The organism is Sphingomonas sp. BE138 (assembly GCF_031456125.1).
GTDB lineage: Bacteria > Pseudomonadota > Alphaproteobacteria > Sphingomonadales > Sphingomonadaceae > Sphingomonas.
In genome coordinates this window covers 332905-347408 of record NZ_JAVDUC010000003.1, presented here as the reverse complement: position 1 = coordinate 347408, position 14504 = coordinate 332905, and the positions used below count along the sequence as shown (strand labels likewise).

The following is a 14504-nucleotide window of genomic DNA, read 5'->3' as shown; positions in this document are numbered from 1 at the left end:
GTTAAGACGCGCGGCATCGGGAAAATTCCCAAAGGATGCCGGTACATGCGTTTCCTCGCCGTTTCATTGACTTCGCTGTTCGCCCTCGTCCCCGCCGCGCTGCTCGCGCAATCGCAGCAGCAACCGACCCCCGCCGCCGCACCGGCCGCCCCCGCCGCCGATCGCCCCGCCTATGGCACGTTCGGCTTCGACGCCGCCGGCATGGATCGCAGCGTCCTGCCGGGCGACGACTTCTACAATTACGCGAACGGCACCTGGGCGAAGAACACCGCGATTCCAGCGGACGAATCGAATTACGGCGCGTTCAACGTCCTGCAGGACCTGTCGCGCACCCGCACGCGCGGCATTCTGGAGGCGGCGCGAACCGACCCGGCGTCGAAGATCGGCCGTGCCTATGCCGCGTTCCTCGATACCGCCGCGATCGAGAAGGCGGGTCTGGCGCCGATCCAGCCGTGGCTCGCAAAGATCCGCCGCGTCGACAAGGCCGGCTATCCCGCCCTGCTCGCCGAGGCCGACCGCAACGGTGTCGACATTCCGTTCGGCCTCTACGTCGGGCAGGACGACAAGGATCCGGACACCTATGCCGTCAACCTGATGCAGGGCGGCCTGGGAATGCCCGACCGCGATTACTACCTGTCGACCGACGCCAAGCTGGTCCAGACCAAGGCCGCCTATCAGGCGCACCTCGCCAAGCTGCTGACGCTGGCGGGCGAGCAGAACGCCGAGGCACGCGCCGCCGCGCTCGTCGCGTTCGAGACCGAGCTGGCGCGCGTCCACTGGACCCGCATCGACAGCCGCGACGCCGACAAGACCTATAACAAGCTGACGCTGGCGCAGCTGCAACAAAGCGCGCCCGGCTTCGACTTCGCGACCTTCCTGAAGGCCGAGAAGGCGAGCGCCCCGACGCTGATCGTCGCGCAGCCGACCGCGATCACCGGCACCGCGCGGCTGATCGCCGCCACGCCGGTCGCGGTGCTGCGCGATCAGTTGCTGGTGCGCAGCCTCGACGGGTTCGCCGACGTGCTGCCGCGCGCGATCGATGCGGAGAGCTTCGCGTTCAACGGCACGGTGCTCAGCGGCACGCCGCAGCAGCAGGAGCGGTGGAAGCGCGGGGTCGGCTTCACCTCGGCGGCGCTGACCGACGAGGTCAGCAAGGTCTATGTCGCGCGCTACTTCCCGCCCGAGACGAAGGCTGCCGCCGACACGATGGTGCGCAACGTCCTCGCCGCGCTCGGTCGCCGGATCGAGAAGCTCGACTGGATGGCGCCGGAAACCAAGGCCAAGGCGCAGGCGAAGCTCGCCGCGTTCACGCCCCGCATCGGCTACCCCGACCAGTGGCGCGACTATTCCAACCTCGACGTGCGCGCCGGTGACGCCTTCGGCAACATGCTGCGCGCCAATCAGTGGCGCCACGACTACAACGTCACGAAGCTCGGTAAGCCGATCTATCGCTGGGAATGGGGCATGGCGCCGATGACGGTCAACGCGCAGGCCAATTTCGGGCTGGTCGCGATCACCTTCCCCGCCGCGATCCTCCAGCCGCCGTTCTTCGATCCGAAAGCCGATCCGGCGGTCAATTACGGCGGCATCGGCGCGGTGATCGGGCATGAGATCAGCCATCATTTCGACGACCAGGGCGCGAAGTTCGACGCGAAAGGCCGGCTGACGCAATGGTGGACCGATGCGGACGTGCAGAAGTTCAAGGCGCTCAGCGATCGGCTGGTCAAGCAGTACGACGCCTACGAGCCGCTGCCGGGAATGCACGTGAAGGGTGAGCTGACGCTGGGCGAGAATTCCGCCGATCTCGCCGGGCTCGCCGCCGCGCACGACGCGTATCTCGCGACGCTGAACGGCAAGCCCGCGCCGGTAATCGACGGCTTTACCGGCGACCAGCGCTTCTATCTCGGCTGGGCGCAGGTGTGGCGCCGCAACTATCGCGAGGCGAACCTGCGCCAGCGGCTGTTGACCGACCCGCACGCCCCGTCCGAGCAGCGCAGCGACATCGTCCGCAACATGGACCCGTGGTACAACGCCTATGCGCCGAAGCCGGGGCAGAAGCTGTACCTCGCGCCCGACGCGCGCGTGCGAATCTGGTAATCGGCTGAACGACGGTGATGCGGCTCGCGACGATCGAGGGTAAGCGTCCGTGGTGGAACGGCGCCGGCGCCGCGCTGGCGGTGGCCGTCGTCGCGGGTCTCGCGGCGGCGGCGCTGATCCTGTGGTTGCTCGGCGATCCTGTCGTCGCGGGCGGCTTCGTCGCCGCGGCGCTGGTGCTGGCGGGGGCGGGGATCGCGGTCGTGCGCGCACGCGGATCCCGCGGTAGCGCCGTCTCGATCAGCTACGATTGGGAATTGATGCGCGTCATGGCGGAAGCCAGCCCCGATGGCGTCGCGATCACCGATCGCGGCGGCCGACTGGTCTGCGCCAACGACCGTTACGAACAGATGTTCGCCGGCTTCCCGACCCCGCCGTCGCTGCCGCTGGCCGGCGATGGCGCGGGCGAGCTGGAGGTGGCCGGGCGGATGGCATGGCGCGATGGCCATGCACGGGTCACGCTGAAGGGCGCGGTCGGCGCGATCGAGGCGACGATCACCCGCGCCGGTCAGCAGCAGGACGTGCTGATGTGGCGCTTCGCAGGGCGCAGCGTCGCGCCCGGTCTGCCGGCGCGCCTGACCGAGGCGCTCGACGGGCTGCTCGGCGTCCAGCTCGGCGCGTCGGGGGTGATGGCGGCGCTGATCACCGCGGAAGGCAATGTCGTTTCGGCCAACGCCGTGCTGCGCACCCGCGCCGCGCCGTCGCCCGACGTCTCGATCATCGGCGAGGACCTCGCGCGCTTCCTGGTCGAGGATCAGGGCGGGATGGTGCGCTTCGTCGCCGAGGAAGCCGGCGGCAATCCGCTGCGGCTCGTGCAGATCCCGCTCGCCGACGATCCCGAAGCGCCGATCCTCGTGGCCCTGGTCGATGCCGAACGCGGACTCGGCGGCGGCGGGTCGGGCGATGAGATCGAGGCGCTTCTCATGCTGATGCCGTTCGGGGTCGCGCTGGTCGATCGCGAGGGGCGCTTCCTCCAGATGAACAGCGCGTTCGCGCGCGCCGCCGACGTCGATCCCGCCGCGCCGCCGATCTACCCCGGCGATCTGGTGGTGCGCGAGGACAAAAGCGCGGTCGCCGATGCGATCCGCCGCTTCGCCAGCACCGCCGCCCGCTCGACGGACCTCGCGGTACGGCTGAAGGACCATCCCGACGAACCCGTCGCGCTGTCGATCGCGGCCGCGCGCGGGCTGGGCGATGCCGCGGTGCTGCTCAGCCTGAAAGACAACGGCGAGGAGAACCGGCTGAAGCGCGAGGTGGCGCAGGCGACCAAAATGCAGGCGGTCGGGCAGCTCGCCGGCGGCGTCGCGCACGATTTCAACAACATCCTCACCGCAATCATCGGGCATTGCGACCTGATGCTGATGCGCCATTCGCCCGGCGACAGCGACTATGACGACATTCAGCAGATCCGCGCCAATTCGAACCGCGCCGCCAGCCTGACCCGGCAGTTGCTCGCCTTCTCCCGCCAGCAGACGCTGCGCCCGCAGGTGCTGCAACTGCCCGATGTCGTCTCCGAGGTGTCGAACCTCCTGCGCCGCCTGATGGGCGAGACGGTGACGATGGAGGTCAAGCACGGCCGCGATCTCGGCCCGGTGCGCGCCGATCCGGGGCAGCTGGAGCAGGTCGTCGTCAATCTGGCGGTCAACGCGCGCGACGCGATGCTCAGCAAGGGGACCGGCGGCAAGCTGACGATCCAGACGCGTTCGGTACCGATCGCGGAAATCCGCCGCCGCGGCAGCGACATCGTGCCGCTCGGCGACTATACCGCGCTGGAGATCTCCGACACCGGCACCGGCATCCCGGCGGACGTGCTGCCCAAGATCTTCGAGCCGTTCTTCACCACCAAGGAGGTCGGCAAGGGCACCGGCCTCGGCCTCTCGACGGTCTATGGCATCGTCAAGCAATCCGGCGGGTTCATCTTCGCCGATTCGCGCCCCGGGCAGGGGGCGACCTTCACCATCTACCTGCCGGTCCACACCGCCGGGGTCACCGACGCGGTCACCGCCGCGGCGCAGGCCAAGCAGGCCGCGCGCCACCGCTCGGGCGACCTGTGGGGCACGGGCACGATCCTGCTGGTCGAGGACGAGGACATGGTTCGCGCGGTCGCGGAACGTGCGCTGGCGCGGCAGGGCTACACCGTCCTCGCCGCGGAGAATGGCGAGGCGGCGATGGAGCTGATGCAGGGGGTCGATCGTCCGACTTTGGTCATTTCCGACGTGATGATGCCGGTGATGGACGGCCCGACGCTCGCGCGGCAGTTGCGCAAGATCCACCCCGACATCCCGATCCTGTTCATGTCGGGCTATGCCGAGGAGCAATTGCGCAAGTCGATCGACCTCGACAACGTCGCGTTCCTGCCGAAGCCGTTCTCGGTCCAGCAACTCGCGGAGGCGACCCGCGACGTGCTGGTGCTGCAAGAGGGTGCGCCGCCGCGCGCGTGAAGCGGTTGCACCGCGGAAAGACGGCGCTATGGCGTTCGCCATGACGATGCGTGTGCTGTTGGTCGAAGACGAACCCCTGATCGCGATGATGCTCGAGGATTTCCTCGACGCGCTCGACAAGACGCATGCCGGCACCGCGGACAGCGTGGCGGCGGCGATCCCGCTGGTGGAGGCGGGCGGCTTCGACGCCGCGATCCTGGACGTGAACCTGCGTGGCGGCGAGAAGAGCTTTGCGATCGCCGACGCGCTGGCCGAGCGCAACATCCCGTTCGTCTTCGCGACCGGCGGCGGCGGAGACGAGATCGCGCCCCCGCATCGCGAACGCCCCCGCCTCGCCAAGCCGTTCACGATCGACGGCGTCGACAAGGCGCTCAGCCAACTCGCCTGACGCGGCGGATACGCCTACTCTTTCAGGCGGTCCGACCAAAAAACACCGTTCGCCCTGAGCCTGTCGAAGGGCGTGCCCGGAGCACGTGCTTCGGCAGGCTCGGCACGAACGGTTCAGTCGATCGGGGCGACGCGAGAAAACCACCCCCGCTTCGTACGAAGCGGGGATGCCATCACCGTCATTGACCCGCAGCCGCCGCCCTTGTCGCGTCCAGCCCCTCCACGAATTGCGCGCCGTGCTTCACCTGCGCGGTGGACGCCGCCAGCGCGCCGCCGACCGGCTCCGCGCGTCCGCCCAGGCACGGTGCCAGGAAGTTCTCCGCCACCGCATTGAACGCGATGCTGTTGACCGGCCGTGCGAAGCCATGCCCCTCGTCGGGGAACAGCACATAGGTGACCGGAATGTTCTTCGCCGCCATCGCCGCCATGATCTGGTCGCTCTCCGCCACGTTCACGCGCGGATCGTTCGCTCCCTGACCGATCAGCAGCGGCTTTTTGATTCGCTCGACATAGGTCAGCGGGCTGCGCTCCTTCAGCAGCGTGCGGCCATCCTCGGTCGTCGGATCGCCCATCCGCTTGTAGAATTGCTGCTTGCCCGCTTCCCAATAGGGCGGGATCGTCTTCAGCAGCGTGAACAGGTTCGACGGTCCGACGATATCCACCCCGCACGCGAAGGTGTCGGGGGTGAAGGTCAGCCCGGCCAGCGTCGCATAGCCGCCGTACGATCCGCCCATGATCGCGACCTTGTCCTTCGTGGTCACGCCCTGCTTCACCGCCCAGTCGACCGCATCGATCAGGTCGTCGTGCATCTTGCGGCCCCATTGCAGGTCGCCGGCCGAGACGAACTTCTTCCCGAACCCGGTCGACCCGCGGTAATTGACCGACAGCACCGCATAGCCGCGGTTGGCGAGCCATTGGTGGTAGCTGTTATAACCATAGCCGTCGCGCGCCCACGGGCCGCCGTGGACGAACAGCACCATCGGCACCGGGCCGGTCGCGCCCTTCGGCACGGTCAGGTAGGACGGCAGCGTCAGCCCGTCGCGCGCGGCGATCTCCACCGGCCGCATCGCCACCAGCGGCGCGCCGATCAGCTCGGGCCGGCTGACGTACAATTGCTTCAGCGACTTGGCCTTGCGGTCATAGACATAGGTGGCGACCGGCGCGCTCACCTGGTCGAACGTCACCAGCCATTTGTCGTCGGCGTTCGTGCGGCTGCCGATCGTGAATTCGCCCTTGTTCTGTGCCTTCAGGAACGCGAGGTCCGCCTTCACCGCCTCGCCGACCGGCACATAGTCGTTGGTCAGGTAGTCGACCGAATAGGCCTCCAGCCGCCCGGTGCGCGGATTGAACAGCCCGCCATCGACATCGGCCTTCGCGCTCTGTCCGACGATCGTCGTCTTCCCCGACGCCACATCTTGCGCGACCAGCGCGGCGGTGTCGCGCCCGCGCGAGTCGGTCCAGTAGAGCGTCTGGCCATCGGTGGTGAAGCCGAGCGGGGAGGTGGTCAGCGAATCCTCCAGCCCGATCTGCGCGACCGGGGTGGTGCCGATGGTCGTTCCGTCGACCTTGAAGTAGTCGCTCCCGCCATCGTCGCGCGCCTTGGCCGCCAGCCGCAGGTTCAGCGCGTCGTCGGCCACGAAGCCGGCATAGCCGTCGTTCTGCAACACCTTGGTCAGAGCGCCGCTGTTGAGGTTCAGCGAATAGACGTCGTGCCAGCGCGGATCGCGGTTGTTCACGCCGATCAGGATGCGGTCCTTGATCGTCTCGCTGGTGCCGATCACCTGCACGCGCGTCTTCTCGAACGGGGTCAGCGTCTTCTGCGCGCCGCTCGCGATATCGACGCCGTAGAGCAGGAAGTTTTCGTCTCCGCCCTTGTCGTTGACGTAGAGGATCGAGCGCGAGTCGGGCGCCCAGAAGCTCTGGCGGATCGGACGCCCCTTCTCGGCGGTCAACGGGCGCGCCTGGTCGGGCGTGTCGGCGGGCGCCACCCAGACGTTGAGCACGCCGTCACGCGGCGCGATGAAGCTGATCCACTTGCCATCCGGCGACAATTTCCCGCCGGTGCGCGTCGGATTGCCGAACAGCTTCGCCCGCTCGATCAGCGGCACGCTGCTGTCCATCGCCGCCGTCACCGGCTGGATCGCGATCAACGCCGCGCCCGCCGCCAGAACCGCTTTCATCATCATACTGCCCTCCCTGCTGTATTAGTCGAATATGGCACGCGCCCGCCTAGCGCCGCAATGCTAATATCCTTGCGTTCGGACCGCCTCCCGCGACATAGGCGTGCGCGCCATGACCCATATCTTCGACAAGTCCCGCCTGCCGAGCCGCCACGTGTCGGTCGGCCCCGAGCGTGCCCCGCATCGCAGCTACTATTACGCGATGGGCCTTTCCGAGGAGGAGATCGCGCGCCCGTTCGTCGCGCTCGCCTCCGCGGGCAACGACAGTGCGCCGTGCAACACCACCCTCGATGCGCAGGCCGATGCCGCGCGTCGCGGGGTGGAGCAGGGCGGGGGGATGCCGCGCCGCTTCAATACGATCACCGTTACCGACGGCATCGCGATGGGGCACCAGGGAATGAAATCCTCGCTGGTCAGCCGCGAGGTCATCGCCGACTCGGTCGAGCTGTCCGTGCGCGGGCATTGCTATGACGCGCTGGTTGGCTTCGCGGGGTGCGACAAGTCGCTGCCCGGCATGATGATGGCGATGCTGCGGCTCAACATCCCCTCGATCTTTGTCTATGGCGGCTCGATCCTGCCCGGCCGCTTCCACGACCGCGACGTGACCGTCGTCGACGTGTTCGAGGTGGTCGGCAAATATGCCGCCGGCGCCTGCCCGCTGTCGGAGGTTCACGAGCTCGAGAAGGTCGCCTGCCCCGGCCACGGGGCGTGCGGCGGGCAATTCACCGCCAACACCATGGCCTGCGTCGGCGAGGCGATCGGTTTGTCCCTGCCGAACAGCAACATGGTGCCAGCACCCTTCACCACGCGCGAACAGATCGCGGTTGCGGCGGGCGCGCAGGTGATGGAGCTGGTCGCGCGCAACCTGCGTCCGCGCGACATCTGCACCCGCGCGGCGTTCATCAACGCCGCGCGCGTCGTCGCCGCGACCGGCGGCTCGACCAACGCCGCGCTGCACTTGCCCGCGATGGCGAGCGAGGCGGGCATCGACTTCGATCTGTTCGATGTGGCGGAGGCTTTCAAATCAACGCCCTACATCGCCGACCTCAAGCCGGGCGGTAAGTATGTCGCCAAGGACATGTACGAGGCGGGCGGCGTCTACATGCTGATGAAGACGATGCTGGCCGGCGGGTTGCTCGACGGCAATTGCCTGACCGTCACCGGCAGGACGCTGGGCGAGAACATCGACGAAGTGACGTGGAACCCCGACCAGAAGGTCATCTACGACGTTCGCACCCCGATCACCCCGACCGGCGGCGTCGTCGGCCTGCGCGGCTCGCTGGCCCCCGACGGCGCGATCGTGAAGGTCGCCGGGATGCACCGCTTGCAGTTCGAAGGCCCGGCGCGCTGTTTCGACTGCGAGGAGGACGCCTTCGCAGCGGTGGAGGCGCGCGCGATCAACGAGGGCGAGGTGGTCATCATCCGCTACGAAGGGCCGAAGGGCGGGCCGGGCATGCGCGAGATGCTGTCGACCACCGCCGCGCTCTATGGCCTGGGCATGGGCGAGAAGGTCGCGCTCATCACCGATGGTCGCTTCTCGGGCGCGACGCGCGGCTTCTGCATCGGCCATGTCGGTCCCGAAGCCGCGGAGGGCGGCCCGATCGCGCTGGTCGAGGACGGCGATCCGATCCGCATCGACGCCGAGGCGGGCACGATCGACCTGCTCGTCGACGCCGCCGTGCTGGCCGACCGCCGTACCCGCTGGCAGGGGCGCGAGAACGGCTACGGCTCGGGCGCGCTGTGGCGCTATGCGCAGAACGTCGGCCCCGCCTATCAGGGCGCGGTCACGCACCCCGGCGCCAAGGCGGAGCGGCACGTCTACGCCGACATCTGACGAAGGGGTCTCAGCGCGAACGGGGTGGGTGAGCCGACCGCCCGCCCCCCTTTGCTTCCGAACAACGAACCGCTTCACTCCGCCGCCCACACCGGGTAGGCGCGGCTGATGATCCCGATCGCCGGAACCGCCGTGCTCACCGCCGCCCAGATGCGCGCGGCGGAGGATACCGCCATCGCCGCGGGCGTGAGCGTCGACGCGCTGATGCAGCGCGCCGGAGCCGGCGTGGCCGACGCCGTCCGGCGGCTGGCCGGCGTCAACGAAGTGCTCATCCTGTGCGGCCCCGGCAACAACGGCGGCGACGGCTATGTCGCCGCCGCACGCCTGCACGCCGCCGGACGCGCGGTCCGCGTCGCGGCGCTCGGGGAGCCCCGCAGCCCCGCCGCGATCGCCGCGCGCGCGCGATGGACCGGCACGGTCGAGCCGCTCGCCACCGCCGCGCCGGCGCCGGTGCTGGTCGATGCGCTGTTCGGCACCGGACTGTCGCGCGCCTTGGACGATGTAGCAGGAGCGGCGCTCAAGCATTTGACGGAACAAGCAAACCTCGCGGTCGCGGTCGACCTGCCGAGCGGAGTCGCGACCGACGACGGCGCGTTGCTCGGCGATGTCCCTGCCTTCCACGTCACGCTCGCGCTCGGCGCGGTGAAGCCCGCGCATTTGCTCCAGCCCGCCGCCGCGCGCTGCGGCGCGGTGCGCGTCATCCCGATCGGCGTGCCGACCGACAGCGACGCGCACGTTCTCGCACGCCCCGCGCTCGCCGCCCCCGCCGTCGACGCGCACAAGTTCACTCGCGGCATGGTCGCGGTCGTGCGCGGGCGGATGGCCGGCGCGGCGCAGCTCGCGGCGCGGGCGGCGATGCACGCCGGCGCGGGGTATGTCGAATTGCTCGGCGCGACGATCCCCGGCGCACCGCACGCGCTTGTCCGTCGCCGCTGCGACGATCAGGCGCTCGGCGATCCGCGCATCGGCGCGCTGCTGATCGGCCCCGGGCTCGGCCGCGACGACGAGGCACGCGCGCTCGTCGAGCAGGCGCTCGCCACCGGTCATCCGTTGGTGATCGACGGCGACGCGCTCCATCTCGTCACGCCCGAGCAACTCCACGCCCGCGCCGCGCCGCTGATCCTCACGCCGCATGCCGGCGAGTTCGCCGCGCTGTTCGGCGCCTCCGACGCCGACAAGCTCGCCGCCGCCCGTGCTGCCGCCGCCCGCGCCGACGCCACCGTCGTCTTCAAGGGCCCCGACACCGTGATCGCTGGCCCAGACGGCCGCGCGCGTCTGTCACCCGCCGCCAGCTCGTGGCTGTCGACCGCCGGCAGCGGCGATGTCCTCGCCGGCGCGATCGCGGCGATGCTGGCGGGCGGCCACGCGCCGCTCGACGCCGCCGCCGCGGGCGTCTGGCTCCACGGCGAGGCCGCGCGTCGCCTCGGGCCTGCCTTCATCGCCGACGATCTCGCCAGCGCGCTGACCGGAGCACGCGCATGACCGCGATCGTCCGCATCGCCGCGCGCGGGGAGGGGGTCGCCGCCGATGGTCGCCATGTCGCGCTCGCCGCCCCCGGCGACACGCTTGCCGACGACGGCGGGGTCATCCCCGGCCCGCACCACATCGATCCGCCGTGCCGCCACTATCCGGAATGCGGCGGCTGCCAGCTCCAGCACCTCGACGACGAAAGCTGGGCGGGCTTCATCACCGATCGCATCGCGTCCGCGCTCGACGCGCATGGCCTGACCACGACGATTCGTCCGCCGGCGCTGTCGCCGCCACGCACCCGCCGCCGCGCCACGCTCCACTACGAGCCTTCGGGCCGGATCGGCTTCACCGCCGCGCGCAGCCACCAGATCGTCGATCTCCACGAATGTCACGTGCTGGCCCCGGCGCTGTTCGCGCTGGTCCGCCCGCTCAAGCGCCTGTTGCCGACCTTCAAGGCCAAACGCCGCCTCGACGTCCACCTGACGCTCGCCGATCAGGGGGTCGACGTGCTGGTCAAGGGCGTCGCGCCCGAAGGGCTCGCGCATCATGACGCGCTCACCGCCTTCGCGCAGGACCACGGCGTCGCACGCGTGGCCTTCGACGACGGCATGGGGCCGGAGACGCGCTGGGAGCCCGAGCCGGTCACGATGACGCTTGGCGGCACGCGCGGCGGCGTCGCGGTGCCGTTGCCCCCCGCCGCCTTCCTGCAAGCCACCGCAGAGGGGGAGGCGACGCTGGTCGCGGCGGTCCGCGAGGCGATCGGCGGGGCGAAGATCGCCGCTGACCTGTTTGCCGGGCTCGGCACCTTCGCGCTCGCGTTACCGGGGCGGGTCTATGCCGCGGAGGGCGCACGCGACGCGATCATGGCGCTCAAGGCCGCCGCCGGGCGCGCGCAGCGGCTGGTCTTCACCGAGCACCGCGACCTGTTCCGCCGTCCGCTGACCACCGCCGAGCTGGACCGCTTCGACGCGATCGTCATCGATCCACCGCGTGCGGGTGCGCGCGATCAGGTGGCGCAGCTCGCCGCCGCGACTGTGCCAGTCATCGCCTATGTCTCCTGCAATCCCAGTACGTTCGCCGCGGATGCTCAGCGTCTATGCGACGGTGGCTACACGCTCGACTGGGTCCAGCCGGTGGGTCAGTTCCGCTGGTCGACGCACGTCGAACTGGCGGCGCGCTTCAGCAGGTCGCCCTCGTAAAGCGCCTTCACGAAGAACAACCCGTCGGGCGGCGCATTGAGCCCCAGCCGCCCGCGGTCGGCGGCCTGCAGCGCATCGGCGAAATCGTCCGCCGACCACCGCCCCATGCCCACCAGCGCCAGGCACCCGACCATCGATCGCACCTGATGGTGGAGGAACGACCGCGCCTCGACCCGCACCGTCACACGCTCGTCGTCGCGCGCCACCTCGATCCAGTCGATCGACTTGACCGGGCTCGCCGACTGGCAATGCGCCGAACGAAAGGTCGTGAAGTCGTGTGTGCCCACCAGAACCTGCGCGGCATCGTGCATCGCTTCCGCATCCAGCGGCTGCGGGATCTGCCACGCCAGCCCCTTCGTGACGGTCAGCGGGGCACGACGATTGACGATGCGATATTCATAAGCGCGCGCAACGCACGAAAAACGCGCGTGAAAGTCGTCCGGAACCGTGACGCAATCCAGGATTGCCACCGGCGCCGGCCGCAACCGTGCGTTCAGCGCCTCGCCCAGCCGGAACGCCGCGATCGGCTTGGAAATATCCAGGTGCGCGCGCATCGCCAGCCCATGCACGCCGGCATCGGTCCGCCCTGCGCAATGCACGACGACCGCCTCGCCGGTCACCGCCTGCGCGGCGTCCTCGATCGCCTGCTGCACACTCGGTCCATGCGCCTGCCGCTGCCATCCCATGAACGGACGGCCATCGAACTCCACCGTCAGCGCGAACCGCGTCACAGCCGCGTGCCGACCGGAACCGCAAACCCGCGCAGCAACTCGCCGACGCTCATCACGCCCCGCCCGGCGCGCTGTACGGTGGTCGGGCGGATCGCGCCGCTCCCGCACGCGATCGTCAGCGCCTCGTCCAGCACCTCGCCCGGCGCGCCGGCACCGTCGACGAACGCCGCCGCCAGGACCTTCACCCGTTCGCCCCCATGCTCGAAGAACGCGCCCGGCACCGGTGCGAAGGCCGCTATTTGCCGCACGACCTGCGCACCCTCGCGTGCGAAATCGATCCGCGCCTCCTCCTTGCGGATCTTCTCGGCATAGGTCACGCCCTCCGACGGCTGCGGCATCGGCGGAAATGCCGCGGGATCGCGCAGCACCCGCACCATCAGCTCGGCACCCATTTGTGCCAGCTCGTCCGTAAGTTGCCCGGCATTTTTCCCACCAATGCTTGTCCGTCCCTCAAGCCGGACCGGCCCGGTATCCAGCCCGGCCTCCATCTGCATGATCCCGACGCCCGTCTCCGCATCCCCGGCCAGGATCGCGCGCTGCACCGGCGCCGCCCCGCGCCATCGTGGCAGCAAGGAGCCGTGCACGTTCAGGCATCCCAGTCGCGGCGCGTCCAGCACCGCGCGCGGCAGGATCAGCCCGTATGCCGCGACCACCGCGACATCCGCGTCCAGCGCCGCGAACGCCACCTGTTCACCGGCATCGCGCAAGGTGACCGGCGTCCGCACCGGCACCCCCAATTCCTCGGCGCGCAGCTGTACCGGCGATTTCACCAGTTCGCGCCCGCGCCGCCCGCCCGGACGCGGCGGCTGGCTGTACGCCGCCACCACCTGATGCCCGTCCGCCACCAGCGCCTCCAGCGTCGGCACCGCGAACGCCGGCGTTCCCATGAAGATGATCCGCATCGCTCCTCTCGACACGCTGGCGGCGCACCGCGCAACCCCCTATCTGTCCCGCATGGCATCCCCCGAGATCGAGGCGCTGACGAGCGCGCTGGCGCGGCTCCCCGGTTTCGGTCCGCGGTCGGCGCGGCGCGCGGTGCTGCACTTGCTCAAGCGCCGCGAATCGTCGCTCGCGCCGCTGCGCGCAGCGTTGACGGCGGTGGAGGAACGGCTCGCAACCTGCGGTATTTGCGGCAATGTCGATACGACGGATCCGTGCGCGATCTGCGCCGATCCGCGCCGCGATCCGCGCAGTCTGTGCGTGGTCGAGGATGTCAGCGACCTGTGGGCGCTGGAGCGCGGACGATTGTTTCCCGGGCGCTTCCACGTGCTGGGCGGGCGGCTGTCGGCCCTGGAAGGCGTCCGTCCGGAGGACCTCGCGATCGACAGCCTGCTCGCGCGCGTCGCCGGCGGGCAGGTCGACGAGGTCGTGCTGGCCATGAACGCGACGCTCGAAGGGCAGACGACCGCGCACTATCTGGCCGAGCGGCTGGAGAAACACCCGGTCCGCCTCACGCAGCTGGCGCACGGCCTGCCGGTCGGGGGTGAGCTCGACTATCTGGACGAGGGCACGCTGGCGCAGGCGCTGCGCGCGCGGCGCCCGGTTGCGTAGGGGCGGTTGCTTGACGCACCGGGCCGGCGCTTATAGCCGGTCGCCATGGCCATTCTCCCGATCGTAGAAGTTCCCGACGCGCGTCTGCGCGAAACCGCCGCGCCCGTGCCCCAGGTCGACGACGCGGTCCGCGCGATCGTCGCCGACATGTTCGATACGATGTACGACGCGCACGGTATCGGGCTGGCGGCGGTGCAGGTCGGCATCATGCAGCGGATCGTCGTCATCGACCTTCAGGAGCGCGAGCTGGAAGAGGGCGAACCGCGCGAGGCGGCGCGCGACCCGCACGCCTTTATCAACCCCGAGATCACGTGGCTGAGCGAGGAGACTGCCAGCTACAACGAAGGCTGCCTCTCGATCCCCGAGCAATATGCCGAGGTGACGCGCCCGACCCGCTGCCGCGTCACCTGGCTCGACACCGACGGCGCACGGCAGGAGGCCGAGTTCGACGGCCTGATGTCGACCTGTATGCAGCACGAGATCGACCATTTGAACGGCGTGCTCTTCATCGACCATATCTCGCGGTTGAAGCGCGGCATGTTGCTCAAGAAGCTCGACAAGCTGCGCCGCGCCGGCTGACGCGGCCCCGCTATGACAACTTAACGGTTGTCGCGACG

At 69.6% G+C, this 14504-nt stretch carries 11 protein-coding genes; 8 read left to right on the top strand and 3 right to left on the bottom strand.

Annotation, left to right across the window (positions count from 1 at the left end):
* The first annotated feature begins 45 nt into the window (after positions 1-45).
* The 3 genes from J2Y58_RS06730 to J2Y58_RS06720 are packed head-to-tail and all read left to right on the top strand — an operon-like array spanning position 46 to position 4923.
* Entirely contained in the window at positions 46-2097 is a 2052-nt protein-coding gene (locus tag J2Y58_RS06730; protein ID WP_310100520.1) for a M13-type metalloendopeptidase, read from the top strand.
* Positions 2098-2114: 17 nt separating this feature from the next.
* Entirely contained in the window at positions 2115-4535 is a 2421-nt protein-coding gene (locus J2Y58_RS06725; protein ID WP_310100517.1) for a response regulator, read from the top strand.
* A 40-nt stretch (positions 4536-4575) separates the two neighbouring features.
* A complete protein-coding gene (locus J2Y58_RS06720) occupies positions 4576-4923 on the top strand; it encodes a response regulator (protein ID WP_310100513.1) in 348 nt (115 codons plus the stop codon).
* A 178-nt stretch (positions 4924-5101) separates the two neighbouring features.
* Here J2Y58_RS06720 and J2Y58_RS06715 read toward each other — a convergent pair whose 3' ends face one another.
* Complete coding sequence (locus J2Y58_RS06715) at positions 5102-7105, bottom strand: S9 family peptidase (protein WP_310100510.1); 2004 nt, start codon at positions 7103-7105, stop codon at positions 5102-5104.
* 109 nt (positions 7106-7214) lie between these two features.
* Between J2Y58_RS06715 and ilvD the strand changes: the two genes are divergently transcribed.
* From ilvD to J2Y58_RS06700, 3 genes are all read left to right on the top strand, one after another.
* Entirely contained in the window at positions 7215-8936 is a 1722-nt protein-coding gene (gene ilvD, locus J2Y58_RS06710; protein WP_310100507.1) for a dihydroxy-acid dehydratase, read from the top strand.
* A gap of 108 nt (positions 8937-9044) precedes the next feature.
* The gene (locus J2Y58_RS06705) at positions 9045-10418 is read left to right on the top strand and encodes an NAD(P)H-hydrate dehydratase (RefSeq protein WP_310100506.1); all 1374 of its coding nucleotides are present in this window, start codon (positions 9045-9047) and stop codon (positions 10416-10418) included.
* Positions 10415-11605 carry a class I SAM-dependent RNA methyltransferase gene (locus tag J2Y58_RS06700; RefSeq protein WP_310100503.1) on the top strand — a complete coding sequence of 397 codons (1191 nt, stop codon included), beginning with the start codon at positions 10415-10417 and terminating at the stop codon, positions 11603-11605. Before J2Y58_RS06705 ends, J2Y58_RS06700 begins: the two co-directional genes overlap by 4 nt.
* Here the strand turns inward: J2Y58_RS06700 and truA are convergent.
* Both truA and fmt read right to left on the bottom strand, forming a co-directional pair.
* Complete coding sequence (gene truA / locus J2Y58_RS06695) at positions 11545-12336, bottom strand: tRNA pseudouridine(38-40) synthase TruA (RefSeq protein WP_310100501.1); 792 nt, start codon at positions 12334-12336, stop codon at positions 11545-11547. The two genes, J2Y58_RS06700 and truA, sit on opposite strands and share 61 nt — an antisense overlap.
* Entirely contained in the window at positions 12333-13238 is a 906-nt protein-coding gene (fmt, locus tag J2Y58_RS06690; protein ID WP_310100497.1) for a methionyl-tRNA formyltransferase, read from the bottom strand. Before fmt ends, truA begins: the two co-directional genes overlap by 4 nt.
* A gap of 52 nt (positions 13239-13290) precedes the next feature.
* On the opposite strand from fmt, the gene recR reads away from it, so the two are divergent.
* Together recR and def are read left to right on the top strand one after the other, a co-directional pair.
* Positions 13291-13887 carry a recombination mediator RecR gene (gene recR, locus J2Y58_RS06685; protein ID WP_310100654.1) on the top strand — a complete coding sequence of 199 codons (597 nt, stop codon included), beginning with the start codon at positions 13291-13293 and terminating at the stop codon, positions 13885-13887.
* A 45-nt stretch (positions 13888-13932) separates the two neighbouring features.
* The gene (def, locus tag J2Y58_RS06680) at positions 13933-14466 is read left to right on the top strand and encodes a peptide deformylase (protein WP_310100494.1); all 534 of its coding nucleotides are present in this window, start codon (positions 13933-13935) and stop codon (positions 14464-14466) included.
* Positions 14467-14504: the final 38 nt, after the last annotated feature.

Bases quoted from the DNA above. Each gene is read 5' to 3' on its own strand.
- J2Y58_RS06730 (WP_310100520.1), top strand. From the start codon at position 46: ATGCGTTTCCTCGCCGTTTCATTGACTTCGCTGTTCGCCCTCGTCCCC.
- J2Y58_RS06725 (WP_310100517.1), top strand. From the start codon at position 2,115: ATGCGGCTCGCGACGATCGAGGGTAAGCGTCCGTGGTGGAACGGCGCC.
- J2Y58_RS06720 (WP_310100513.1), top strand. From the start codon at position 4,576: ATGACGATGCGTGTGCTGTTGGTCGAAGACGAACCCCTGATCGCGATG.
- J2Y58_RS06715 (WP_310100510.1), bottom strand. From the start codon at position 7,105: ATGATGAAAGCGGTTCTGGCGGCGGGCGCGGCGTTGATCGCGATCCAG.
- ilvD (WP_310100507.1), top strand. From the start codon at position 7,215: ATGACCCATATCTTCGACAAGTCCCGCCTGCCGAGCCGCCACGTGTCG.
- J2Y58_RS06705 (WP_310100506.1), top strand. From the start codon at position 9,045: ATGATCCCGATCGCCGGAACCGCCGTGCTCACCGCCGCCCAGATGCGC.
- J2Y58_RS06700 (WP_310100503.1), top strand. From the start codon at position 10,415: ATGACCGCGATCGTCCGCATCGCCGCGCGCGGGGAGGGGGTCGCCGCC.
- fmt (WP_310100497.1), bottom strand. From the start codon at position 13,238: ATGCGGATCATCTTCATGGGAACGCCGGCGTTCGCGGTGCCGACGCTG.
- recR (WP_310100654.1), top strand. From the start codon at position 13,291: ATGGCATCCCCCGAGATCGAGGCGCTGACGAGCGCGCTGGCGCGGCTC.
- def (WP_310100494.1), top strand. From the start codon at position 13,933: ATGGCCATTCTCCCGATCGTAGAAGTTCCCGACGCGCGTCTGCGCGAA.